This window comes from Paenibacillus sp. YPG26 (assembly GCF_023704175.1).
Lineage (GTDB): Bacteria > Bacillota > Bacilli > Paenibacillales > Paenibacillaceae > Fontibacillus.
Genome location: NZ_CP084530.1, coordinates 732,501 through 757,715, shown reverse-complemented (window position 1 = coordinate 757,715; position 25,215 = coordinate 732,501). Strand labels below are relative to the sequence as shown.

The following is a 25,215-nucleotide window of genomic DNA, read 5'->3' as shown; positions in this document are numbered from 1 at the left end:
GGGAAAAATAGGATTTCATAGCGAGTCACCCTAGAAACCGAGTGTATATGCTGATATGCATACATGAAGAGGAGAATAGAAAAGCCATGTACATCCATGAAATGATCAAAGAAACCAACCGCCTAAGAGACTATATGTCTCCCGAGAATGATGCTTATTTCGGCGAGATGGTCCGCAGTCTGCGGGCAAGCTCACTAGGTGAAGCCAAAGGCGAAGAAGTGCTTCTTGGACTGGCTCAGGAGATCCTGACCGCCCAGAACAATAACCGTCCTATTCAGGACCTATTTGGTGAAAGTCCCAAGGCCTACTGTGCACAGCTTGTAGCTGATATGTCCATAAGACAGCCCCGAAGCATGAAGGATAAAGTGAAATACTATGCCATGATTCCGTGGGTTGCGTTAACCTGGGTGTTCTTCATTATGATGCTTACCGGATTCTTCAGCAAATGGTTCGGCGGAGAACTGACTTATACCCGCATCAGTACAGCTACCCTGCTGATTATCTCCCTGGGCTCGATCCTCCTTATTGAACTTATGACCCGCTTTCTCAAGCCGGAATCCAAGAAAGGAAGACCCGCAGAACCTGTCAAAGCCACCACCAAAGAGATGGGAATCTACATCGGCATTATGGCCGCCATTATTGTCATCGGTGTGCTGCTGGTTATTTTCCTTCCAGCCTTCGTCGTCTCGCCGTGGGACAGCCTGATCATCTTTATCATCGGCCTTGCAGGCCAGAGATTCTTTTTCCTTCGCAAACCAAGGGAACCCAAGCAGGTCGCGCATAACTAAATTCCACTTATAATCAGCCCCAAGAGCAGTTCATACGGAAGGTGATACCTTTCTTATGAACTGCTCTTGGTCGTTTACTCAATAAAAAGACGATCATTCCTCTTGTAAATTCAAGAGCATGATCGCCTTCATGCAATAATATTCTTACTTCTTGCGCACGGCATATTCCGATATGATTAGCAGAAGCACTCCTATGACCATAATCACATTTACAGCATTCTTATCTAAGTCAATCCCTACATATGATCCAAAGAAACCGAGCAGAATCAAGATCAGGCCGGCAACATCAACCAGTCTTAATTTGTTCATCCAATCACTCCTATCGATCAGGTGTGTTGCAGCACCCTTTTAGATATAAACAAAGATCATCGATATTAAGTTTCCTTTTATTAACAAAATATGAATAAATCATGTAGATATTCAAAAAAACTTGGCTTCCTCAGCAGCGCACCAAGCACTGACATCGGAAGCCAAGCTTCTCTTCTATATGGGTCAGATCAGCAGATTGAACAAGTTGAGGTCCCGGTTCAGCTCCGTGAAGGCAATCCCCTTCGCCCTCATCCGCTCAATTAGCGGCATATAGTCCTCTTGATACGACAGCTCGATGCCCACCAGAGCAGGCCCGTTCTCCTTGTTATGCTTCTTCGTGTATTCAAAACGGGCAATGTCGTCGTTCGGTCCCAGCACATCCTGGAGGAATTCACGCAGAGCTCCCGCGCGCTGCGGGAAATTAATCAGGAAATAATGCTTCAGGCCTTCATAGATCAGCGAGCGCTCCTTGATCTCCTGCATCCGGTCGATATCATTGTTACCCCCGCTGATGACGCACACTACGGTCTTGCCTCTCAGCTCTTCCCGGTACAAATCCAGTGCTGCTACAGGCAGCGCTCCCGCCGGCTCCACTACAATGGCGTTATCGTTATACAGCTCCAGTATAGAGGTACAAGCCTTGCCCTCAGGAACCATCAGCACATCATCCAGCACGTCGGAGCAGATCTGGTAAGTCAAATCACCTACACGCTTCACCGCTGCACCGTCTACGAACTTGTCGATCGTATCCAGTGTGACCACCTGCTTCTCCTTAAGGGCTTCACTCATGGAAGCCGCACCCAGCGGTTCAACTCCGATAACTTTAGTGTGCGGACTGACCATTTTGACATAGGAACCTACACCGGCAGCAAGACCCCCGCCGCCAATAGTCACAAAAACGTAATCAGCCGGACTGCTAAGCCCTTCCATGATCTCCATCCCGATTGTGCCGTTACCGGCAACGATCTTCGGATCATCGAACGGATGCACAAAGGTCATGCCGTGCTCCTGACAAGCTTTCATCGCTTCAGCATAAGCATCATCATAGGTGTCTCCGGTCAATATGACTTCAGCATCGGAGCCGCCAAATCGCTTCACCTGTCTAACCTTCTGATTCGGTGTTGTGCTCGGCATATAGATATGCCCGCGAATGCCCAAGGCATGACACGATAGGGCGAAGCCTTGAGCATGATTGCCAGCACTTGCGCATACAATGCCCCGTTCACGCTGCTCTTCCGTCAGATTGCGGATCATATTGTAAGAACCCCGGATTTTGAATGAGCGGACCACCTGCAGATCCTCTCTCTTCAAATAGACCTGGCAGTCATATCTCGCAGATAATGCGGCATCCAGCTGAAGCGGAGTACGGACTATGACCTCCTTGAGAACATGGTGCGCACGTATAATATCTTCCATCCCTACTTTAGGGTTATCGTTTCCCTGAGCCATTTCTCTCTCCTCGTTTCTCCTGGCTATGGCATGAATACACTCACCCAGACCATACCTGTCACTTGTTGTCTAAAATACACCTATATGCTGGTTTGCACAAGCCCTGCTTAATGAACAACCGGTATGAGTCTACATATATTATAAAAGACAAGGCAGCCCAATTTCATCCTTCTCCTTCTGAGCAGTTACCTGGTTCATTGCGGGCTCCATACCGGATCTCAAATGCAAAAGCGCCAATCCCGTATACCCGGTGACTGGCGCTCTTAATATTCTTGTTCTATTGCCAGGGAAGCTCTTGCTTAATTCTATATCTTGAATTCCCTGTTTGAAGCTCTGCCGCTATTTAATGCTCCGCATGGAAATGAACTACAGCAGCAGCAGCCCACACCAACTTGTTCCCCCATAATTCCTTGTTACACCAGTGCTTTGGCAGCAATATCCGTACGGTAATGCTTGCCTTCAAAAGCAATTCGCTCCGCCTCTGCATAGGCCTTGCTCCGTGCTTCCGCAATATCACGTCCCCGGCCAACTATACCGAGTACCCGTCCACCATTGGTTACCCATTCCCCATCCGTATTCTTGGCCGTTCCTGCGTGGAATACAAGCGCATTCTGCACTTGGTCCAAGCCGCTGATCACAAGTCCCTTCGGATAGGAAGCCGGATATCCTGGAGAAGCGAGCACCACGCAGACCGCAGCCTCATCGCTCCACTCGATCTCCACTTGATCCAGAGTTCCGTTCACCGCAGCCAGGAAAATCTCAAGCAGATCGCTCTTCAGCCTTGGCAGCACAACCTGAGTCTCCGGATCGCCGAAACGGGCGTTGAACTCAATCGTCTTCGGCTTGCCATCCGGGGTAATCATAAGCCCGGCGAACAATACGCCGCGGAATGAACGCCCTTCGGATACCATCGCTTTGGCTGTAGGCTTGATAATCGTCTCGATGGCCTCTTCAATAATCGAGTCCGCGATATGCGGCAGCGGGGAGTATGTCCCCATTCCGCCCGTATTCGGACCCTTATCCCCATCAAAGACCTGCTTATGGTCCTGAGCGGCTGACATCGGGCGTACGGTCTCACCATCGACAAAAGCCAGAATGGACATCTCCTGCCCGGTCATGAACTCTTCAATGACCACCTGACTTCCGGCAGAGCCGAATACCTGAGTGACCATAATGTCCGCCAGCGCCTTCTCCGCTTCTTCACGGGTAAAAGCCACCGTGACCCCTTTGCCTGCCGCCAGTCCGTCCGCTTTGATCACGATAGGCACAGGCTGGCTGCGCAGGTAGTCCAGTGCCGCTTCATAACTGTCGAACTTTTCATAAGCCGCGGTCGGGATATTGTATTTACGAAGCAGATCCTTCATAAATGTCTTGCTGCCCTCAATATGGGCCGCGTTCTTGCGGGGACCGAATACCGGAATATTCTTCGCTTCAAAAGCATCCACAATCCCGTCCGCAAGCGGATCATCCGGTCCAACTACCACAAGGCCTACCTGCTTCTCTTGTGCAAAAGCCGCCAAACGATCGAACTCGCCCACCTGAATCGGCACGAGCTCGGCTATTTCACCGATTCCCGCATTTCCCGGCGCGCAGTAGATCGTGCCTGCCTTCGGGCTCTTCGCAAGCGCCCAGCAGATAGCGTGCTCACGGCCGCCTCCGCCAATCACCAATATATCCATGGAAAGTCCCCCTCTCCGAATTGTTAATGAGTTGAATGATTTTATAAGTTAAGCTGTTGACTTACACATTAGGCAGCCGTGTGAAATGTTCTTGAAAGGCGCTTCGCTTCTCCAGGGTCATTTCACACTCTTGCCAATAAGTTTCTAGTGTTTGAAATGACGAACGCCCGTGAATACCATTGCAATTCCATGCTCATTTGCAGCCTTGATCGACTCTTCGTCCTTAACCGATCCGCCCGGCTGGATGATCGCGGTAATGCCTGCTTTAGCCGCTTCTTCGACCGTATCTCCCATCGGGAAGAATGCGTCCGATGCCAGTACGCTGCCTTTGGCTTTCCCGCCCGCTTGTTCAATCGCGATCTTCGCTGCGCCAACGCGGTTCATCTGCCCTGCGCCTACGCCGATCGTCATGCTGTCTTTGGCAAGCAGAATTGCATTAGACTTCACATGCTTAACTACTTTCCATCCGAACAGAAGCTGCTTCAGCTCTTCCTCTGTAGGCTGGCGATCCGTAACAACTTTCAGATCAGCGGCATCCACAGAATGTACATCATTCTCTTGAACAACCATTCCGCCGTCAATCGAGGTCACAACGAATTGGCTCTTTCTGTTCTGACCGGATTGCAGCTCTCCTACTTTCAGGAGACGAATGTTCTTCTTCTTCGTTAGAACCTCAAGCGCTTCGTCCGTAAAGCCTGGAGCAAGGATAATCTCAAGGAAAATTTCTTTCAGCAGGAGAGCGGTATCCTCATCGATAATGCGGTTAGCCGCAACAATACCGCCGAAGATCGAGGTTGGGTCTGCCGCATGCGCTTTTTGGAAAGCTTCCAACACACTGCGTCCAATGCCTACGCCGCATGGATTCATATGCTTGACTGCGACTACCGCAGGCTCCTCGAATTCTTTTACAATCTGAAGGGCAGCGTTCGCATCATTAATGTTGTTGTAAGAAAGCTCCTTGCCGTGCAGCTGTTCAGCACTGGTAAGTGTATCAGCCGCAGCCAATGGCTTGCGGTAGAAAGCCGCCTTCTGGTGAGGATTCTCGCCATAACGAAGATCCTGGATCTTCTCGTAAGTTACCGTGAAACGCTCAGGAAGCGGATCGCCCGTCACGTTCGACAAATAATCAGAGATCAGCGCGTCGTAAGCTGCCGTGTGACGGAATACTTTTGCCGCAAGCCGCTTGCGTGTCTCCAGCGTGGTGTCTCCTTGCGCACGAATCTCTTCGAGCAGGCCATCATAATCCGAAGAATCGACGACAACGCTGACGAAAGCGTGGTTCTTGGCAGCCGAACGCAGCATAGTAGGTCCACCGATATCAATATTCTCAATTGCGTCCTCATACTCCACGTCTGGCTTCGCAATGGTCTCTTGGAACGGATACAGGTTCACGACCACCATATCGATGTAGTCAAGGCCCAGTTCCTTCATTTGAGCCTGATGCTCCTCGCTGTCCCGCACAGCCAGCAGACCGCTGTGAACAGCAGGATGGAGAGTCTTAACACGGCCATCCAGAATCTCAGGGAATCCTGTGACATCGGAAATACCGATCACCGGCACGCCTTCTTGGGCCAAGAGGTTCTTCGTTCCCCCGGTTGAAATAATCTCTACACCTAGCTTAGACAGCTCGCGGCAGAATTCCACGATCCCTGTTTTGTCCGATACGCTGACCAGCGCTCTTTTGATACTCACGATTGGCTCCTCCTTAGTTTGACAGCACTTTTTGTCTGAAATCTTACCTTAGATATGAAGTGTACTCATTCCATCGCACATTTCAACAGCATGTATGAATACTTGATCTGCAAGGGTATTTCTTTTCCAATATGCGGCAATATTTCTCGGGAAATATCGAAAACGGTGAAAGCGTCGACTCCATGTTTAAGCAGGGTATCACCATTCTTGCTGAATATACAAAATAGGCGAATCCCGTCCGTAGTGCCTGACCTTCCTGTCAGGAATCAGGTTATGCTTACTTTTCGGCCTTCCAACTTAACCCGGCCCTCGGCAAGGAGGCGAACCACCTGCGGATATAATTCCTTCTCAACAGCATGAATCCGCTCTTCCACTGACTCTATCGTCTCCCCTTCGCGAATGTCGACAGTCCGCTGGGCAATAACAGCCCCGGTATCCATGCCTCCATCCACGAAATGAACCGTTGCTCCGGTAACCTTAACGCCATAGTCATAAGCTTGTCCAATGGCATTCACTCCAGGAAAAGCCGGCAGCAGTGAGGGATGAATGTTAATCATGAGGCCCGTGTAGGGTTCGACAAGCACCGCGGTAAGCAGACGCATATAACCGGCAAGTACGATGAGATCTATGCTTCGCTTATCCAGTTCAGCAGCAATCTCGCGCTCGTAATCTTCCCGGCTTGCATATTGTTTGGGCTGGAACAGAAATTGCTCGACACCCGCCTGCTCTGCCCGCTTCACCACCGGAGCCTGAGGCTTGTCGCAGACGAGCAGTGCGATCTCCGCACCGCCCAGCTCGCCGCGATTCGCCGCATCAACCAGGGACTGGAAGTTCGTTCCCTGGCCGGAGGCAAATACCGCTATCCGGTAAGAACTCATTACACTTCAGCCCCTGTGAAAGTGACGATGTTCTCACCTTCGGTTACTTTCCCGATAATATAAGGAGTTTCTCCTTGCTCCTGAAGCACCTTAACCGCCTGCTCCGCCTGGTCTGCACTGACCACGATCACCAAGCCAATCCCCATGTTGAACGTGGTGAACATGTCACGGTTGCTAACACTGCCCTTCTCCTGCAGAAGATCGAAGATCGGCAGAATCGGCCATGATCCGAACTCGATATCGACATTTACACCTTCTGGAAGCATCCGTGGAATATTCTCGATGAAGCCGCCGCCTGTAATGTGGGCCATACCTTTAACTTCAACCTGCTTAATCAATTCAAGAACAGGCTTCACGTACAGCTTGGTTGGCTCAAGCAGCACATCCCCGAGCACAGCTCCGTCCAGTTCAGCCAGCTTGTCCTGCAAGCTGTAACCCGCTTGCTCAAGCAGCACTCTGCGTACAAGAGAGAAGCCATTGCTATGTACGCCGCTGGATGCCAGACCAATTACGGTATCTCCAGCTTGGATGGACCGCCCGTTAATAATCTTGCTCTTATCAACAACGCCCACCGTGAACCCGGCGATATCATACTCACCTTCACTGTACATGCCTGGCATCTCAGCGGTCTCGCCGCCGATGAGGGCGCATCCCGACTGTGCGCAGCCTTCAGCAATACCGGCTACAATAGCTTCGATCTTGGCAGGAATGACTTTGTCGCAAGCTAGATAATCGAGGAAAAAGAGCGGCTCCGCGCCTTGAACAATGATGTCGTTCACACACATCGCCACGGCATCGATGCCGATCGTATCATGCTTGTCCATCGCAAAAGCAAGCTTAAGCTTGGTTCCCACTCCATCGGTACCGGATACCAGCACGGGCTCCTCATATTTATCCTTGTTCAGACCGAACAAGGCTCCGAAGCCTCCTAGATCCGTCATTACTTCCGGACGGAATGTCCGCTTGACGTGTTTTTTCATCCGTTCTACTGCTTCATTGCCTGCCGCGATATCGACCCCGGCACTTTTGTATGCTTCAGACACGTAAGGACACGCTCCTTATGATTTATTGAGGTTCTAAATAGAAACCCTCGCTGTATGATTAATGCCATTTGTGTTAATAGTTAAGATGGTGAAGTATTAACGTTGGAAAAGCTTTAAGGCCCGCTCTGCGGACGGATCACTTAAGCCTTAAGATCTAAAGTCCGCTCCGCCGACGGATCATCCTTACGATCGCTGTTGCCTTCAGATTTCTTGAGTTGAACCGCAACAGCGGTAGAAATCCGAAGGCAAAGGCGACCGCTTCGCTTCTTCAGGACGATTCCGTCCACTCCGCTGGGAGGATGCAGAGAGGTGCTTCAGTCTTTAGAGCTTAAGTCAGCTCTACAGACGGATCACTCTACCAAGCCTAGGCTTTGGCTTTCCGCAGACAGATCAAGCCTAGACCTTGCCCGCTCCGCCGATGGATCATCCTTACGATCGCTGTTGCCTTCAGATTTCTTGATTTGAACCGCCAACAGCGGTAGAAATCCGAAGGCAGTATATGCTTACGAAGTACCTTTCCTTCGGAAAGCTTTTAGGCGACCGCTTCGCTTCTTCAGGACGATTCCGTCCACTCCGCTGGGAGGGTGCAGAGACGTGCTTTAGTTTTTAGAGCTTAAGTCCGCTCTACAGACGGATCACCCTACCAAGCCTAGGCTTTGCCCGCTGCAAAAACTCTACCAACCCTTAAGCTAGCTCGCTGTGCTGGCGGGTTGCCACGGCTTATAGCTCACTCTCAGCTTAGAATAACACCAGACTAATACAACTACCTGTTAAGCAGTTCTATCACTTATCCCATTAACAATTGTTATTAGTAATGTTCAATCACTTTCATATGCTTGCTAGCTACTTTCAATTGCATAACAGCTGCCAGCCTATTGATCCCTGAACTAACTGAAGTCCCCTTGGACAGGACGGCATCCGCCGTCCATATCTTTTAGCAGCTGCATCCGAACTGCTCTTCCCCGTGGAAATCCGTACGGGTCGGATAGTCATTATCGAAGCAGGCCATGCACAGGCCACCTTTATAGTCATCCACATGGTTCCCGGCCACGGCATCAATCAGCCCCTCAGGGCTGATGAATTCAAGCGAGTCGGCGTTGATCTCCACGCGGATCTCTTCGATCGATTTCGAGGAGGCAATCAGCTCGCGGCTGTCCGGAGTATCGATTCCATAGAAGCACGGGTTCTTGAAAGGCGGTGAAGTAATCCGCACATGCACCTCGGTCGCGCCCGCTTCACGAAGCAGGTTGACGATCCGGCGGGACGTGGTTCCGCGAACGATGGAGTCATCGATCATGACTACTCTCATGCCTTCAACCACCCGGCGCACAGCGCTAAGCTTCATCTTCACACCCTGCTCACGCAGCTCCTGGCTCGGCTGGATGAACGTGCGTCCGGTGTATTTGTTCTTAATGAGCCCAAGCTCATAAGGAATACCCGTCTGCTCCGCATACCCGATTGCCGCCGAGATACTTGAATCCGGCACGCCAGTCACAACATCCGCATCCACGAAGGATTCCTGAGCCATACGGCGGCCCATTCTTTTGCGGGCAGAATGAAGATTGGATCCATTAAGGTCACTGTCCGGTCTCGCAAAATAAATATATTCCATCGCGCACAGCGCCTTACGCTGCGGCTCCGCGAACCGGTCCTCGCGCAGTCCATGCTTGTCCAGCACGAGCAGTTCACCCGGCTCGATATCACGGATAATCTCCGCTCCAATGGTCTCGAACGCGCAGGTCTCGGAAGAGAACAGGTACGCATCCCCAAGGCGCGCCATTGAGATTGGACGCAGCCCATTCGGATCGGATGCAACAAGCATCAGATCATTCGTCATCAGCAGGAAGGCGTATCCGCCAACGATCTGCTGGAGCGCATCTTTGGCCGCTTCTACAAAATCCTTGGAGGAACGTGCGATCAAGTGCGCGATAACTTCCGTGTCACTTGTCGTCTGGAAGATCGAACCGCTCTGCTCCAGCTCTCTGCGGATTTTTGGCGCATTGACGATATTTCCGTTCGTCGCCACAGCCAGGTCCCCATCGCGGTACTTGAATACCAGCGGCTGAGCATTTGTAAGCTTGCTATCCCCGCTGGTGGAATACCGGACGTGCCCGATCGAACGGTCTCCGACCAGCGAAGCCAGGCGGTCCTTATCGAACACTTCCTTTACCAGTCCCATGCCGCGGTGGTAGTTGAAATCTCCCCCACCCGTTACACAGAGTCCGGCACTTTCCTCTCCGCGGTGCTGAAGCGCATGCAGCCCGTAATAGGACAGGCTTGCAGCATCCGGGTGTCCAAAGACCCCGAATACTCCGCACTCCTCCTTGAGCTTATCAAAGATTCCATCCCGTCCCGAGCCTTCGTTAAAGTAGTCTCCAGTCCATAATCCTTGCGGTATTACTTCATCAGACATGGAATAGCTTCCTCCCAGACCTGCTTCAAGCCCTCCACCGGTTTGTTCAAGGCCGAAGCGCGGTTGATGTCAATTACTAGACTTGTTCCTTCCACACGGCCGATCACGTTAACAGGAACATTGCGTTCCGATATAAATTTCTCAAGCTCGGCTGCCTTCTCAGGTGCTGCAGATAGCAGAATACGAGATTGAGATTCACTGAACAGGGCCACATCATGACGAAGCTCAGTATCTATATTCACTTGGGCACCGATTCCGCCGCTAATGCAGGATTCCGCAAGAGCTACGGCGAGGCCGCCCTCAGACAAGTCATGCGCAGACTGAACCAGACCTTGTTGAATCGCAGCAAGAACCGTATCCAGCAAGGCGCGTTCCACATTCAGATCCAGCTCAGGCGGACGCCCTTCAGTCACACCATGAACCGCACTTTGGAATTCACTACCGCCAAGCTCTGCCTTGGTATTGCCGAGAAGAAGAATCACATCTCCTTCTTTCTTGAAGCCTTGTGTTGTGATGTGGTCCACATCATGAACGAGACCCACCATACCCACGACAGGAGTCGGGTAAATGGCACCTTTGGCATTCTCGTTATACAAGCTGACATTACCGCCGATAACTGGCGCATCCAGGACGCGGCAGGCTTCGGCCATGCCGTCAACTGCTTTTTCCATTTGCCAGAAAATATCCGGCTTCTCCGGGCTGCCGAAGTTCAGGTTATCCGTAATCGCCAGCGGCTCAGCGCCGGAACATACGATATTACGCGCAGCCTCACTTACAGCGATCCGTCCGCCTACTTCCGGATCCAGATAGACATAACGACCGTTACAGTCTGTAGTCATCGCAAGTCCTTTGCGTGTACCGCGAATTGTAACAACGGCAGCATCGGATCCCGGACGTACAGCTGTGCTTGTCCGAACCATATAGTCATACTGCTCATAGATCCATGCTTTGCTGGCTACAGTTGGAGAGGCAAGCACGGTTTCAAGTGCTCCGCCGAGATCTGTAACCTCAGGGTAACGCAGGGTATCCACATTCGCATTCTCTTCATAATAAGCTGGAACTGCAGATGGCTTATTGTAGATCGGGCACTCGTCCACGAGTGCAGTCACCGGCATATCCCCAACCACTTCGCCGTGGTGGAACAGCTTCAAGCGTCCATCGTCCGTCACCTTGCCGACTTTGGCACAGATAACACCCCAGCGGTCAAAAATTTCTTGAGCCTGCGCTTCATCCTTCGGCTCTACCACGAACAGCATCCGCTCTTGAGACTCGGACAGCATCATCTCGTAAGGCGTCATGCCCTCTTCGCGCTGCGGTACCTGATCCAGATACAACTCAAGTCCATTTCCGGCTTTACTTGCCATTTCCGCACTGGAGCACGTAAGACCTGCTGCGCCCATGTCCTGAATACCGAGTACAATACCGGAATCAATCAATTCCAGACAGGATTCCATCACAAGCTTCTCCATGAATGGATCGCCGACTTGTACTGCTGTACGCTTCGCTTCAGACTCTTCCGTAAGCTCCTCGGATGCAAAAGTCGCCCCGTGGATTCCATCACGTCCTGTTGGAGGGCCCACGTAGAAGACGGGGTTACCTACACCCTTGGCTACACCGCGCTGGATTTTGTCATGGTCGATCAGACCGACACACATCGCGTTAACCAACGGATTGCCGTCATAACTATCGTCGAACATTACTTCGCCGCCGACCGTTGGAATTCCGATACAGTTACCATATCCCGCAATACCCGATACCACATGCTCGAACAAATATTTTACACGGTCGCTCTCAAGCTTGCCGAACCGCAAGGAATTCAGTACTGCCACAGGTCTTGCGCCCATGGAGAAAATATCACGGATAATCCCGCCCACACCTGTAGCCGCACCTTGGTATGGCTCAACGGCAGATGGATGATTATGACTTTCAATCTTGAACACAACGGCCTGATTGTCGCCAATGTCCACAATACCCGCACCTTCACCCGGTCCCATCAGAACACGTGGGCCAGTTACCGGGAAGCGGCGAAGCAGCGGCTTGGAATTTTTGTAGGCACAGTGCTCGGACCACATTACGCTGAACACGCCAATTTCCGTATAATTCGGTTTACGGCCGAGAAAACCGCAGATCAGCTCATACTCGCTGTCAGATACACCCATTTGTTTGTAAATTTGCTGTTCGGCGATTTGCTCCGCCGTCGGTTCCTTAGCGGACAACTGCTGCGTCATGTCGATCCCTCCATGCCTTTAGTATAGAAGTGAACATTCTTTTGCCATCTTCCGATCCAAGCAGACTATCCACGGCACGCTCAGGGTGAGGCATCATGCCTACCACGTTGCCCTGCTCGTTGGAAATGCCTGCAATATCATTCAGCGACCCGTTCGGGTTGCTTGCATATGTGAATATAATCTGGTTATTCGCCTTAAGCTTCGCCATCGTCTCTTCGTCACAGTAGTAATTGCCTTCGCCGTGTGCGATGGGAACAACAATCTCTTCACCCTTTTCGTAATCACTTGTAAAAGGAGTCTTATTGTTCTCTACGCGGAGAACTGCATCATGACAGAGGAACTTAAGCGACATATTCCGGCGCAGCGTGCCTGGCAGCAGTCCGGCTTCGGTAAGAATCTGGAATCCATTGCAGATTCCCAAGATGTATTTGCCCTGCTCAGCAGCCTTGGCTACCTCTGCCATGACCGGAGCAAATCTGGAAATCGCGCCACAGCGCAAGTAGTCTCCATAAGAGAACCCACCCGGAACTAATATGCAATCATAGGCCGACAGATCGGTTGCTGTATGCCATACATAATCAACAGGTTCACCAAGCGTATCTTCTACTGCCTTGTAGCAGTCAATATCACAGTTGGAGCCCGGAAATACCAGTACTGCGAATTTCATGTTGGTTACCCCTCCAATTCAAAACGGTATTCTTCCACGACGGTGTTCGCGAGCAGCTTCTCGCACATGGCTGCTACCTGCTTCTCTGCTTCTGCACGATTGTCCGTGTTCAGCTCGATTTCGATATATTTTCCGATGCGCAGGCTTTCTACCTCTTGAAAACCTACAGAATGCAGGGCGCCTTGAACGGCTACACCTTGTGGATCGAGTACGCTTTGCTTGATGGTAACATATACGATTGCTTTCACTTGATTCCCTCCGGAAGGGTAATCTCCATGGGCTCTGCCCTATGGGTACCCGAAAATTTTAATAAAACCAGAAGCTTTTGTTCAAAGGACTTCGTCCTCTGGACTCCTTTAATTTTTACCCTCCCAAACCAGCAGTTCTACCCTCCCAAACCCTCCCTAGAAGGGAGGGCCCCAAGGGCTAAGCTTATGCTTACGAGGTAGTTTTCCTTTGGAAAACTTTCACCTCTGGACACCCTCAAGCTTGGCGGGGACTGCTGCTTGACTGTTCCTGTGCTGCTATTGTGAAGGAGCAGCTTGCCGTCCCTTTTCGGGACCCGCTTTACTTATGGTGCTCCTGCGACTAATTTCTATCTGAATAGGACAATGCCTAAATCCCAACTCACGACCCACTTCGTACCGAAGTCTAACCTTCCTCGTCCTCACCCCTGCCGGAGAAACCTCTCTCCGGCAGGAATTCGCTTGCTTCGCAGGAATGCTTCCTCACCACGGTGAGGGGCAGAGCGGGAGAGGAAGTTAGGAGCTGCAGAAGCGCCAGCGTTCGCCTTTATCCCCGAATTTCTACCGCAAGCTGCGGTTATTCCAATCAGGAAATTCGGGGATAACAGCGATCGGAAGCCCTAACTCCTCGTACGCTCTAGACCCCCCTCACCAACTTCGAAGAAGCAGGCTTCCAAGAAGCCCGATTAATCCGTGAGACGGTGATAAATGTCCTGGTAGCGGCGGGTAGTCTCCTCCACCACATGCGCTGGGAGCGGAGCGGGCTGGCTGTTCTTGTCCCAATCCGTACCGGCCAGGTAAGCGCGCACAGGCTCTTTATCCATGCTGTCGATCTCAATGTCGAGTCCGTAATTCTCTTTGGCCCAGAATCGGGAAGCATCCGGGGTGAAGATCTCATCGATCAGAATGAGCTCCCCGTCAACCAGACCGAACTCCAGCTTGCAGTCCGCCAGAATGATGTCACGCCCTGCGCAGTAATCTCTGGCGAAGGCATACAGCTCAAGGCTTTTCGCTTTAAGCCGCTCTGCCAAGTCATCGCCAACAAGCTCCTGCATCCGCTCGAATGAGATATCCTCATCATGGCCTACATCGTTCTTCGCGGCCGGGGTGAAGATCGGCTCCTGCAGCTTGTCATTCTTGCGGAGTCCCTCTGGCAGTGGAATGCCATTGATAGCTCCGTTCTGCTCGTATTGGCGCCAACCGCCACCAGTGATATATCCACGAACCACACACTCAATATCAATGCGCTCCGCTTTGAGTGTCACCATAATACGGTCCTTGAGCAGTTCCTTGTTCTTAATGACCGGGCCAAGCTTCTCCACATCCGTGTGTACCACGTGGTTCTGGATCAGATCAGTCGTCAGCTTGAACCAGTAAGCGCTCAACTGATTGAGTACATTGCCCTTCTCCGGAACCGGCGGGTCCAGCACGTAGTCGAACGCAGAGATGCGATCAGTAACTACGATCAGATAGTAATCCCCCAGATCATACAGTTCGCGAACTTTTCCTTTATAGAGCAGCGGTGCATCAACATATTCCACTGCCGTGGACACAGCTTGTGATGACATTTGGCCGTCCTCCTCTTCCCCTGGTCGTTGATTAATCTATAAGTCTAAGCTTTTTGAAAATCGTATCGACATGCTTCAGGTGCCATGACGGGTTAAATGCATCCTCAATCTCTTCCTTGCTCAGCACCGCTGTAATCTCCGGTGTCTCTTCGATGATGTCACGGAATTGACGCTGCGTCTCCCATGCGAGCATCGCCCGGGGCTGTACAGTGTCATACGCTTCTTCACGGCTGAACCCTTTATCGATCAGCTTGGTCAAGACACGGCCCGAGAAGGGAACTCCGAATGTACGAGCCATGTTGCGCTTCATATTCTCCGGGAATACAGTCAGATTCTTGATGATGTTACCCAGACGATTCAGCATGTAATTCAGCAGCATCGTTGCATCTGGAAGAATGACGCGTTCTGCACCGGAGTGTGAAATATCACGTTCATGCCACAGCGTCACGTTCTCGTATGCCGTGATCATATGTCCGCGGATCACGCGGGACAAGCCGGAGATGTTCTCACAGCCGATCGGATTGCGCTTATGCGGCATTGCGGATGAACCTTTTTGACCCTTGGCAAAAGCTTCTTCCACCTCACGGAACTCACTCTTCTGCAGAGCGCGAATTTCAGTGGCGAATTTGTCCAGCGATGTGGCTACCAGCGCCAGTGTCGCCATATATTCAGCGTGGCGGTCACGCTGCAGCGTTTGTGTCGAGATCGGCGCGGCAGAAGTGCCCAGCTTATCGCAGACGAATTGCTCCACAAACGGGTCAATGTTGGCATAAGTACCTACGGCGCCGGAGATTTTACCGAACTGCACATTATCAGCCGCATGACGGAAGCGCTCCAGGTTCCGCTTCATCTCCTCATACCACAGTGCCATCTTCAGTCCGAAAGTCGTAGGCTCTGCATGCACTCCGTGCGTACGTCCCATCATCGGTGTGTCCTTGTAGGCCACGGCTTTATCTTTCAGAATCGAAATGAAATTAATAATGTCCTTCTCGAGAATCTCATTGGCCTGCTTAAGCAGATATCCAAGGGCCGTGTCCACCACATCCGTGGATGTCAGACCGTAATGCACCCACTTGCGTTCCTGGCCAAGGCTCTCGGACACCGCGCGTGTGAAGGCAATGACATCATGGCGAGTTTCTTGCTCAATTTCGTAAATCCGGTCGATATCAAAAGAAGCATTCTGGCGAAGCAGTACAACGTCTTCCTTCGGGATTACGCCCAGTTCAGCCCAAGCCTCGGCTGCACAAATCTCAACTTCAAGCCATGCCTTGAATTTATTCTCTTCCGTCCAAATCGCTCTCATCTCAGGTCTGCTATAACGTTCAATCATTTCTGCTGATTCCTCCAAATTTTGGTTTGCTGTATGAAATTCATACCTTCTTGTACATTATCGCACAAGAGGTTAATGTGTCCCATTTTCCGTTTAGCTGCTGATCCGCTTTTCCCGTATAAATGAACTTTCGGAACCACGGCCGGGACGGGCTCGGCATCGTTCTCTTGTATCCAAGTCCCGCTCACCAATCCCTGGACGACCGCCTCCATATGCTCACCCAGTACATTGACCATAACCACCGGGCTCAGCAGGGATGTATCGCCTAACGGCAGGTTGCAGATCGCTCTTACATGCTGCTCGAACTGTGAAGTCTTGCAGGCTTCCATTGTATAGTGACCTGAGTTGTGCGGTCTCGGCGCAAGCTCATTCACATACAGCTCCCCGCTATCTGTGAGGAACAGCTCCACAGCAAGCAGGCCTACCGCTTCAAGCGATTCTGCAATTCGTGCAGCGAGGCGTTCAGCCTCCTGCTGTATGCCATCATCGATCCGGGCAGGGACGATAGAGGCATGCAGAATGTTATCCACATGAATATTCTCCGCAACCGGGAAAGTTTTGATTTCACCGCGTGGACTCCGGGCTGCCACCACCGACAGCTCCTTGTCAAAACGAATGAATTTCTCAAGCACCAGCTCCGTACACGCCTTGCTCAGTGTCTCGTAGGCCTCTGGAATCTCCTCAGCCGAACGGATTACCCACTGTCCCTTTCCGTCGTAACCGCCCGTAGCGGTCTTCAGTACGGAAGGAATCCCCAAGCTCTCTACCGCTTCGCTAAGCTCTTGTTCACTGCGAATCTCCCGGTAAGGAGCTACCGGAACCCCCGCAGCTTCAATCGCTTTCTTCTCCCGAAGCCGGTGCTGGGTTGTATGCAGTAGACGGCTTCCCTGTGGCACATGAGACAGATCCTCAAGCAGAGCAGCAACCTCCGCATCCACATTCTCGAACTCATAAGTAATGACATCGGAACGCGAAGCGAGTTCCCTCGCAGCTGACTTGTCGCTGTAGGAAGCAACGATCTGATCGGTTACCTGTCCACATGGTGAGTCGGGAGTCGGTTCCAGGGTCACGAAGCGGTATCCCAGATTTGTACCCGCCAGCGCCATCATGCGACCAAGCTGTCCGCCGCCCAGAATTCCGATTGTGGAACCTGGAGCAATCACTTTCAATCCGCTCATTATTCGTTCTCTCCCAAATGATCACTGCTCTCCAGCACTTCTTCGCGGATGCGGTCTCTTCGTTCCTGCACCCGGCTGGCTATCTGTGGATCGAATGCTCCAAGTATCTGCGCAGCAAGAAGGCCCGCATTCGTTGCTCCGGCTTTGCCAATAGCTACTGTAGCGACTGGAATTCCACCAGGCATCTGCACGATGGACAGCAGCGAGTCGATTCCATTCAGAGCAGCTGACTTGACGGGAACGCCAATGACCGGCAGGATCGTCTTCGCAGCTACCATACCCGGCAGATGCGCCGCTCCGCCAGCTCCAGCAATGATGACTTTCACACCTCGGGAAGCGGCGCTTTCTGCGAATTCAAACATCAGATCCGGCGTCCGATGAGCGGATATCACTTTCTTTTCATAAGGAACTCCTAGCTCGTCCAACACTTCACATGCATGGGACATGGTCTCCCAGTCTGACTTACTGCCCATAATTACCGACACCTGCGCTGTCATGTTCCAACCCGCTTTCTTCAATGGTATTTAGAATAATTAGCTTTAATCTATAATTAAGTAAAAATCCGGTTATCCGCGAAAATACAAGTATTTTCTCAGGATACCGGACCGCCGAGGTTACGTGACAGGAGGGACTTCCGTAATGCGGGATACACAAACGAATCTCCACAAAACAAAAGAAGGTCTTTTTGTTCAATTGACCTTTCCCCATTACGTTCCCTCGTAGTCCGAAAATTTAAGGTTCTCAGGTAGAGACTTCCGGGCCCTATTCCCGGCGATATACGAGAGCATTCTATGACGCTACAAGCGTCTTCTTCTCTCCTAGTGTAACAACCCTGACATGGGACTGTCAACCTAAACACGAACATTTAAAACCCCCAAAATACGAACGTTCGTCTTTTTCGTGATGATCACGTATTCTTGAGTGGCTTCCTGTCTCTGCATATAAAAAAAGGGAATGCTATTCCAGCATTCCCCACCTTAATTATTTAACAACCAACACCGGAATCTTCGCATGCTGCACCACATTGTGACTGACACTACCCAGCACGAATTCACGAATCCCGCCAATACCACGGCTGCCAATTACAATAGCGTCACAGCTTTCCTTGACCGCATACTCCAAAATCACTTCAGCGGCGCCTCCCTGGGCCAACTCTACCCTGCCATTCTGAATACCCGCCTCGGACAGTCGGTTTCTCGCCTCATCTGAGGTCTTCCCCGCAAGCTGATAGAACTCTACATTGACTGAATTAGGAACAGGAGCAAATCCCTCAGCGATATAAAAACGCGGAAAATCATATACATGCAGCACAACGAGCTCCGAATTCACATCCAGCTTTGCCAGCTCTATCGCTTTATCCAGGGCTTTATTAGATGACTTGGACCCATCATATGCAACCAGAATTTTGCTGAACAGCATAACAAGATCACCTCTCCTATAAGTGTATGTAACCCAAATAAGAATTTAACAACCTTGATTATATTCCCGTAACCTGCATGTACTGAAGCGGCGAGCTCCACACCACTATTTAAGAAAATACCCATATAGTATGGCGTTTAGAAACAACAGAGCCGGAATTCCCACTATAAAGCGGATATGCTTCGTCTTATGCCGGCTTCTATACATCGCGATCAAGACACCCAAAGCTCCCCCGATCAAAGCCAGCAGAAATAATGTGCGTTCCGGTGTTCGTTCCTTCCTTCGCTGAGCTTTCTTCTTATCCTCAGACATCACTGCATAACCTATCAAATTAATAATTACGAACCACAGTCCTATCACTAATCTCATGCGGCCCATAGCCTCCAATCTAACACGCAGCAGGCTGGCCGCTGCATCTTCTTCTATTATAGAACTTATCCCCATTTAAAAACAAACCTCATACGCAGCGCAGCTCTACTACTAATTTACCCACCAAACGCAAACGCAAAAAGCCCCTTTAACAGGGGCCTTGCTTAGGTTTCCTTAAGGTTGCCTAGGTTCACTCCCGGGTGTGTTATAATCGGCACCCGTTATCTTACAACACCATGCTACAAGCTATTGCTTCGGAACCCCATTCAAGCTCGGTGGACGGGCTTCCTGCTTTTTGGTCTTTGCTGTTATGGGTTCCTCAAGAATACTTGAGTTGTTCTTCTGATTGTTGATTTTTTGTGGTTTGTTATGCGGCACTCTCAACACCTCCACATTTAATGTTCCTGTGAGGAATCCATTTTATACGAGGTGTGAATAACTAACGTACCGCACCAGCTTAACGTATTATTTATCTGCCTTCTGCTCCAATGCGGCTTTTAACAGATCTCCCAGATTCGAGCCCAGAGACTCTTGTTTGGCGTACTGCTTAACCAGCTTTTGGGTCTCCCGCTTATTCACATGCTTGCTGTCCTTGTTCATCGTCTCTGTGATTCCGCAAGACAGACATTGGACGAACAGACCTGCCTTGCCTTCTTTCATCTCCATCTTCTTATGGCATTGCGGACAGCGCCGGTTGGACAGCCGCTTCTCCCCGGAACGCTTGTATCCGCAGTCCTCACTTGGACATACCAACATGAGACCACGCTTACTCTTCTTCTCAAGCAGGCGTGTACCGCAGTCCGGACAGTGGCTGCTTGATACGTTATGAGGTTGATAAGAAGCACCGCTTGCTTTAACCTCACGAACCAACCGCTCCGCCATCTCTCGGATCCCTTTGAGAAAAGGTTCCGGTTGACCTTGTCCCTTCGCGATCCGCTCAAGCTCACTTTCCCATTTTGCCGTAAGGTCTGGAGTCCTGAGATCCGAAGAGACCAGCTCAATAAGCTGCTTCCCCTTCCCGGTCGGGTGGAGGGCGTTGCCCTGACGGTCAATCGTATCCGAGTTCACCAGCTTCTCGATAATATCAGCGCGTGTCGCTGGCGTACCTAAGCCGTGCTTTTCCATCTGGGACAAAAGAGCGGCCTCCGTATAGCGCTTGGGAGGGAGCGTGCGGCCATTCATAATGATGCAGCGCTTCACTTCTACCCTCTGACCCACCTTAAGCTCAGGCAGCACCTTATCGGGTTCATCAGCATCGCTGTTCTCATCCGATTCAGCTTCATCGAACCCCTGTCCATCATAGACAACGTGCCATCCGCTGTCCTTGACGGTTGTGCCTTTGGCATGCAGATGTTCATTCTCTACTTCTACCACCACATTAACATGGTCATATCGGGCGGCCGGATAGAAAAGGCTAATAAATCTTCTCACAATCAGATCATACAGCTTCCGCTCGTCAGCAGTCAGCGCATTAAGAATCACCGTCTGTTCTGTGGGAATTATAGCGTGGTGATCGGTTACCCTGCTGTCGTCTACAATACGCTTGGTCAGAGGCAGCGGCTTACGAAGCAAAGGCCGTGCTATAGACGCATAAGGCCCAATGGCCACACTCTCCAGACGCTCCTTCAGCGTATCCGTCATATCAGAAGTAAGATATCTCGAATCCGTGCGCGGATAAGTTACTAATTTGTGCTGTTCATACAGACGCTGAAGCACATTAGAGGTCATCTTCGCCGAGAAGCCGTATCTCCGGTTAGCATCTCGCTGTAATTCAGTCAGATCGTAAGCTAAAGGATGCGGTACAACCTTCTCGCTTTTCGTTAACTTTGAGATTGTACCCGTTCGACCTTCAAGCTTAGCCTTTAATCCATTCGTCTTCTCCTCATCAAAGATCCGGGAGTCTCCCCCTGAGGCCCTCCATACCGCTTCAAAAGATCCCAGATCACAGCGCAGCTGCCCATAGGTCTCTGAACGGAAATTAAGGATGTCCTTCTCACGCTGCATAATCATCCCGAGTGTAGGCGTCTGAACCCGCCCTGCTGACAGCTGAGCATTGAACTTCACAGTCAATGCCCTCGTCACGTTAAGTCCAACCATCCAGTCCGCCTCTGCGCGGCAGCGTGCCGACTGATACAAGCGGTCGAATTGGCTGCCCGGCTTCAGTGAAGCGAACCCTTCTTTGATTGCCTTATCTGTCTGAGAAGAGATCCACAGCCGCTTGAATGGCTTGTTCCACTTCACCATATCCATAATCCATCTTGCCAATAATTCGCCTTCACGGGCGGCATCCGTAGCAACGATAAGTTCACAAATATCAGACCGCTTCATCAAGTGCTGGACCGCTTTGAATTGGTGGTTCGTCTCGCGCAGTACCTTCAGCTTCATACGCTGTGGGAGGATGGGCAGATCCTCCAAATTCCAGGTCTGAAATTTATGATCATAATCCTCAGGCTCAGCCAGACCAACTAAATGCCCCAGCGCCCAGGTTACTACGTATTTCGGTCCTTCAAAATGGCTTTTATGCTTCTCACGGCTTCCCATAACCCGGGCAATTTCCCTAGCTACCGATGGTTTCTCAGCCAATACCAGCGTCTTCATAATAGATGTTTGCTCCCCTTTCTTCTATCCTTTATTATAACACTGCGAGCTTGGCCCATGAACAGAGCCGCTTAAGGTGCAAGCGACTAGAATTCACCGAACAGGTAAAGTTAATAAGATCATACATGTAGAGCGTGGAGAACTTGGAGAGCTGAAGTGCTTGAAGATCTTGAAGAGCTGGGAGAGCTTGAAGAGCTTGAAGAGCTTGAAGTGCTTGAAGTGCTTGAAGTGCTTGAAGTGCTTGAAGTGCTTGAAGAGCTTGAAGAGCTTGATGAGCTTGAAGAGCTTGAAGAGCTTGAAGTGCTTGAAGAGCTTGATGAGCTGGGAGAGCTAGGAGAACTCGGAGAGTATAGACAACGAAGATAGCCGGGTACAGCAGCAGACGTAGCAGAATCAGCGCAATTAGCTATTAGACAACCAGCCCATACGATAATATAGTACCAGGTACTAATACCTTGTGCTATAATCTATTTATATTAATTCAAGGAGTGATACAATGATTACCTCATCTGCACGCATTTCTGGAATTGGCGCCTATGTACCTGAACGTATTTTAACCAATGAAGATTTGGAAAAGCTGGTTGATACCAATGACGAGTGGATTGTACAGCGCACCGGTATTCGTGAACGCAGAATAGCTGCGGAGGAAGAGTTCACCTCCCATTTATGTATTCGTGCTGTCCAGGATTTGGCGGCTTCTTATAAAGGAACACTGGATGACGTTGATATGGTAATCGTAGCTACTACAACTCCTGATTACCCGTATCCTAGTGTAGCCTGTCTTGTACAGAATTATCTAGGTTTGACCCAGGCCGGTGCTTTAGACATTAATGCAACCTGTGCTGGATTCGCTTACGGTCTTCACCTTGCCAATGGCCTTATTACTGCGGGTCTCCATCGGAAGGTGCTCGTAATTGCTGGAGAGACCATGTCCAAGGTTACGGATTATACAGACCGTAATACTTGCATTTTATTTGGGGATGGAGCCGGGGCAGCCCTTGTTGAGTATGACCCGGATAGTCCAAGCTTTGAAGGAGCGGTTCTAGGTAGTGAAGGCTCTGGCGGGAAGCATGTGTACCGCTCTGGACTCGCTGCCACTCTTGACGGTATGCCGCTTGAGGGGGAGGGCAAAATTTATCAAAATGGGCGCGAAGTGTACAAATGGGCGGTGCGTACCGTACCTGACGGCATCTCCCGCCTGCTTGAAACCTCAGCTGTAGGTATAGATGAGCTTGAATGGTTCGTTCCTCACAGTGCGAATCTTAAGATGATTGAGTCCATCTGTGAGAAGACCGGTATTGCTGTACAGAAAGCCCTGACAAGTGCGGAGTACTATGGAAATACATCCAGCGCCACAATTCCGCTCTCCCTTCAGCTCGCTCAGCGCAGTGGTTCATTAAAGTTTGGGGATCGGTTAGTTATATTTGGCTTCGGGGCTGGGCTTACTTATGCAGGCTTGCTGCTAAGATGGGGCATACAAGATTAACCTGCCTCGTTTCCTTGGGGATAAAGATTGAACTTAACATAGCGTATTAAGTGAATAAGACGTATTCCAGGAATATTTAGAGAAGTCACCAGCCAAAATAAAAAGGCGATTGGCTTCTTTTTTGTATGCATCAAATCATGAATTCTTGGGTATTAATAAAAGCAGTGCTGAGTTTGCCAGCTAATTTAACGAGGCATACTCAAATTTGTCATTGCTTACATGTGATGATGGACTGCATCCCTTCATTGTTGATAACTTATTAACAATTCACCTCTGTCTAACCATCAGAACACGACTTACTAACAGTTCGCTGGTTAGTTATCCACCTTAAGCAAGTTGGCAAGAAATTTTGTAAATAAGTAACTTAGGGTGTTTAAACAGAGTCTGAGCGGTTAATAGTAATCAACAACAACAAACAATCAATATTAAGGAGTTGACAAGCATGGGATTCTTATGGTCATTGATTATTGGTGGTATCATCGGTTGGTTGGCAGGTCTGATTATGGGCAGAGATATTCCAGGCGGTGTAATCGGTAATATCATCGCAGGTTTTATCGGCGCTTGGCTCGGTTCGCTTATCCTTGGTAACTGGGGACCAGAGATTGGTGACTTCTACATCATTCCAGCACTGATTGGCGCTGTAGTCCTAGTATTTATCGTGAGCTTGCTGCTTCGTTCGTTTGGCCGCAGCCGCTCTTAATTAATAACCAACCTATAGAAAGACGTCAGAGTGATACTCTGGCGTTTTTCTTTGTTAATATCTTAATAAAATGTGGATTTCTCATCGTGAAATAAAGCAAGTTATTCAGTTGCTAACAAAGAGCAGCTCCCAGCTGTTGATATTCACCACGTTGGGTTCGCTTGTGGGTTCGCTTGTGGGTTCGCTTGTGGGTTCGCTTGTGGGTTCGCTTGTGGGTTCGCTTGTGGGTTCGCTTGTGGGTTCGCTTGTGGGTTCGCTTGTGGGTTCGCTTGTGGGTTCGCTTGTGGGTTCGCTTGTGGGTTCGCTTGTGGGTTCGCTTGTGGGTTCGCTTGTGGGTTCGCTTGTGGGTTCGCTTGTGGGTTCGCTTGTGGGTTCGCTTGTGGGTAACAAAAAAAGCACTGCCCTTAGGCAGTGCTTTTTTCTAATCGCTTGGCGGCGTCCTACTCTCCCAGGACCCTGCGGTCCAAGTACCATCGGCGCTGGAGGGCTTAACGGTCGTGTTCGGGATGGGTACGCGTGGAACCCCTCCGCCATCGCCACCAAACGGGATTTTCTCGAAGCCTAAGCTTCTGAAAATTAAATTCAGGTATCAGCATCGCCAAATGCTGCAGCTTGTTCCCTCTCCCCGAAGACTTGCTTCGAAGCAGAAGTGAAGTTTGCTCCCTGAAAACTAGATACGAAACGAATTATGCGTGTTAGTCTTCTTCGTAGCTTCCCCGTTGTTCTCGGGGTCCCCGCAAAGTATTCGGAATTAGCTGCGAAGCCGTTCTTCACTTTGTGGGGTTATCTTGGATAAGCCCTCGACCGATTAGTACTGGTCAGCTCCATGCATTGCTGCACTTCCACCCCCAGCCTATCTACCTCGTCGTCTTCAAGGGGTCTTACATACTGGGAAATCTCATCTTGAGGGGGGCTTCACGCTTAGATGCTTTCAGCGCTTATCCCTTCCGCACGTAGCTACCCAGCTGTGCTCCTGGCGGAACAACTGGTGCACCAGCGGTGCGTCCATCCCGGTCCTCTCGTACTAAGGACAGCTCCTCTCAAATTTCCTACGCCCACGACAGATAGGGACCGAACTGTCTCACGACGTTCTGAACCCAGCTCGCGTACCGCTTTAATGGGCGAACAGCCCAACCCTTGGGACCTACTTCAGCCCCAGGATGCGATGAGCCGACA

21 protein-coding genes, 2 rRNA genes and 1 riboswitch (1 of these 24 cut by a window edge) are annotated in these 25,215 nt (G+C 50.6%); of the genes, 4 read left to right on the top strand and 19 right to left on the bottom strand.

Translation table 11 applies throughout. The features are described from left to right. Positions 1 to 86 precede the first annotated feature (86 nt). A complete protein-coding gene (locus LDO05_RS03375; protein ID WP_251377508.1) occupies positions 87 to 788 on the top strand; it encodes a DUF1129 family protein in 702 nt (233 codons plus the stop codon). 144 nt (positions 789 to 932) lie between these two features. Here the strand turns inward: LDO05_RS03375 and LDO05_RS03370 are convergent, their stop codons facing one another. The 17 genes from LDO05_RS03370 to LDO05_RS03290 form a co-directional block, all read right to left on the bottom strand. Beyond that, positions 933 to 1,097, bottom strand: a complete 165-nt coding sequence (locus tag LDO05_RS03370; RefSeq protein WP_251377507.1) for a hypothetical protein — start codon at positions 1,095 to 1,097, stop codon at positions 933 to 935. Between the two features lie 183 nt (positions 1,098 to 1,280). Continuing rightward, the gene (ilvA, locus tag LDO05_RS03365; RefSeq protein ID WP_251377506.1) at positions 1,281 to 2,546 is read right to left on the bottom strand and encodes a threonine ammonia-lyase IlvA; all 1,266 of its coding nucleotides are present in this window, start codon (positions 2,544 to 2,546) and stop codon (positions 1,281 to 1,283) included. A gap of 413 nt (positions 2,547 to 2,959) precedes the next feature. Continuing rightward, on the bottom strand, positions 2,960 to 4,225 hold the full coding sequence (purD, locus tag LDO05_RS03360; protein WP_251377505.1) for a phosphoribosylamine--glycine ligase: 1,266 nt from the start codon (positions 4,223 to 4,225) through the stop codon (positions 2,960 to 2,962). Positions 4,226 to 4,369: 144 nt separating this feature from the next. Then, positions 4,370 to 5,917, bottom strand: coding sequence for a bifunctional phosphoribosylaminoimidazolecarboxamide formyltransferase/IMP cyclohydrolase (gene purH / locus LDO05_RS03355; protein WP_251377504.1), 1,548 nt, complete (start codon positions 5,915 to 5,917; stop codon positions 4,370 to 4,372). Positions 5,918 to 6,183: 266 nt separating this feature from the next. Continuing rightward, positions 6,184 to 6,795, bottom strand: a complete 612-nt coding sequence (purN, locus tag LDO05_RS03350; RefSeq protein WP_251377503.1) for a phosphoribosylglycinamide formyltransferase — start codon at positions 6,793 to 6,795, stop codon at positions 6,184 to 6,186. Further along, positions 6,795 to 7,838, bottom strand: coding sequence for a phosphoribosylformylglycinamidine cyclo-ligase (gene purM, locus LDO05_RS03345; RefSeq protein WP_251377502.1), 1,044 nt, complete (start codon positions 7,836 to 7,838; stop codon positions 6,795 to 6,797). Before purM ends, purN begins: the two co-directional genes overlap by 1 nt. A 934-nt stretch (positions 7,839 to 8,772) precedes the next feature. Next, on the bottom strand, positions 8,773 to 10,251 hold the full coding sequence (gene purF / locus LDO05_RS03340; RefSeq protein ID WP_251377501.1) for an amidophosphoribosyltransferase: 1,479 nt from the start codon (positions 10,249 to 10,251) through the stop codon (positions 8,773 to 8,775). Then, positions 10,236 to 12,479, bottom strand: a complete 2,244-nt coding sequence (gene purL / locus LDO05_RS03335) for a phosphoribosylformylglycinamidine synthase subunit PurL (RefSeq protein ID WP_251377500.1) — start codon at positions 12,477 to 12,479, stop codon at positions 10,236 to 10,238. The genes purF and purL overlap by 16 nt, the downstream gene beginning before the upstream one ends. Then, a complete protein-coding gene (purQ, locus tag LDO05_RS03330) occupies positions 12,457 to 13,146 on the bottom strand; it encodes a phosphoribosylformylglycinamidine synthase subunit PurQ (RefSeq protein WP_251377499.1) in 690 nt (229 codons plus the stop codon). Before purQ ends, purL begins: the two co-directional genes overlap by 23 nt. A 5-nt stretch (positions 13,147 to 13,151) precedes the next feature. Then, on the bottom strand, positions 13,152 to 13,394 hold the full coding sequence (gene purS / locus LDO05_RS03325; protein ID WP_251377498.1) for a phosphoribosylformylglycinamidine synthase subunit PurS: 243 nt from the start codon (positions 13,392 to 13,394) through the stop codon (positions 13,152 to 13,154). A 683-nt stretch (positions 13,395 to 14,077) separates the two neighbouring features. Beyond that, positions 14,078 to 14,959 (bottom strand): phosphoribosylaminoimidazolesuccinocarboxamide synthase, encoded by an 882-nt coding sequence (locus tag LDO05_RS03320; RefSeq protein ID WP_251377497.1) that lies wholly within the window; start codon positions 14,957 to 14,959, stop codon positions 14,078 to 14,080. A 31-nt stretch (positions 14,960 to 14,990) separates the two neighbouring features. Continuing rightward, a complete protein-coding gene (purB, locus tag LDO05_RS03315; protein WP_251377496.1) occupies positions 14,991 to 16,289 on the bottom strand; it encodes an adenylosuccinate lyase in 1,299 nt (432 codons plus the stop codon). Further along, positions 16,286 to 17,467: a 5-(carboxyamino)imidazole ribonucleotide synthase gene (gene purK, locus LDO05_RS03310; RefSeq protein WP_251377495.1), complete on the bottom strand. Its 1,182-nt coding sequence runs from the start codon at positions 17,465 to 17,467 to the stop codon at positions 16,286 to 16,288. Before purK ends, purB begins: the two co-directional genes overlap by 4 nt. Further along, the gene (purE, locus tag LDO05_RS03305; protein WP_251377494.1) at positions 17,467 to 17,964 is read right to left on the bottom strand and encodes a 5-(carboxyamino)imidazole ribonucleotide mutase; all 498 of its coding nucleotides are present in this window, start codon (positions 17,962 to 17,964) and stop codon (positions 17,467 to 17,469) included. Before purE ends, purK begins: the two co-directional genes overlap by 1 nt. Positions 17,965 to 18,167: 203 nt before the next feature. Next, a riboswitch (purine riboswitch) is annotated at positions 18,168 to 18,269 on the bottom strand. A gap of 179 nt (positions 18,270 to 18,448) precedes the next feature. Continuing rightward, positions 18,449 to 18,886: a universal stress protein gene (locus tag LDO05_RS03300; RefSeq protein WP_251377493.1), complete on the bottom strand. Its 438-nt coding sequence runs from the start codon at positions 18,884 to 18,886 to the stop codon at positions 18,449 to 18,451. Positions 18,887 to 18,991: 105 nt separating this feature from the next. Continuing rightward, positions 18,992 to 19,255, bottom strand: a complete 264-nt coding sequence (locus LDO05_RS03295; RefSeq protein WP_251377492.1) for a DUF1294 domain-containing protein — start codon at positions 19,253 to 19,255, stop codon at positions 18,992 to 18,994. 465 nt (positions 19,256 to 19,720) lie between these two features. After that, complete coding sequence (locus LDO05_RS03290; protein WP_251377491.1) at positions 19,721 to 21,853, bottom strand: DNA topoisomerase III; 2,133 nt, start codon at positions 21,851 to 21,853, stop codon at positions 19,721 to 19,723. 156 nt (positions 21,854 to 22,009) lie between these two features. Between LDO05_RS03290 and LDO05_RS03285 the strand changes: the two genes are divergently transcribed. From LDO05_RS03285 to LDO05_RS03275, 3 genes are all read left to right on the top strand, one after another. Continuing rightward, a complete protein-coding gene (locus tag LDO05_RS03285) occupies positions 22,010 to 22,219 on the top strand; it encodes a hypothetical protein (RefSeq protein ID WP_251377490.1) in 210 nt (69 codons plus the stop codon). A 130-nt stretch (positions 22,220 to 22,349) separates the two neighbouring features. Then, positions 22,350 to 23,339, top strand: coding sequence for a ketoacyl-ACP synthase III (locus tag LDO05_RS03280; protein WP_251377489.1), 990 nt, complete (start codon positions 22,350 to 22,352; stop codon positions 23,337 to 23,339). A gap of 442 nt (positions 23,340 to 23,781) precedes the next feature. Next, positions 23,782 to 24,039, top strand: coding sequence for a GlsB/YeaQ/YmgE family stress response membrane protein (locus LDO05_RS03275; RefSeq protein WP_127199379.1), 258 nt, complete (start codon positions 23,782 to 23,784; stop codon positions 24,037 to 24,039). Positions 24,040 to 24,466: 427 nt separating this feature from the next. Here LDO05_RS03275 and rrf read toward each other — a convergent pair. Next, a 5S ribosomal RNA gene (rrf, locus tag LDO05_RS03270) occupies positions 24,467 to 24,583 on the bottom strand. Positions 24,584 to 24,827: 244 nt separating this feature from the next. Further along, positions 24,828 to 25,215 (bottom strand): 23S ribosomal RNA (locus LDO05_RS03265); it runs 2,541 nt beyond the window's last position.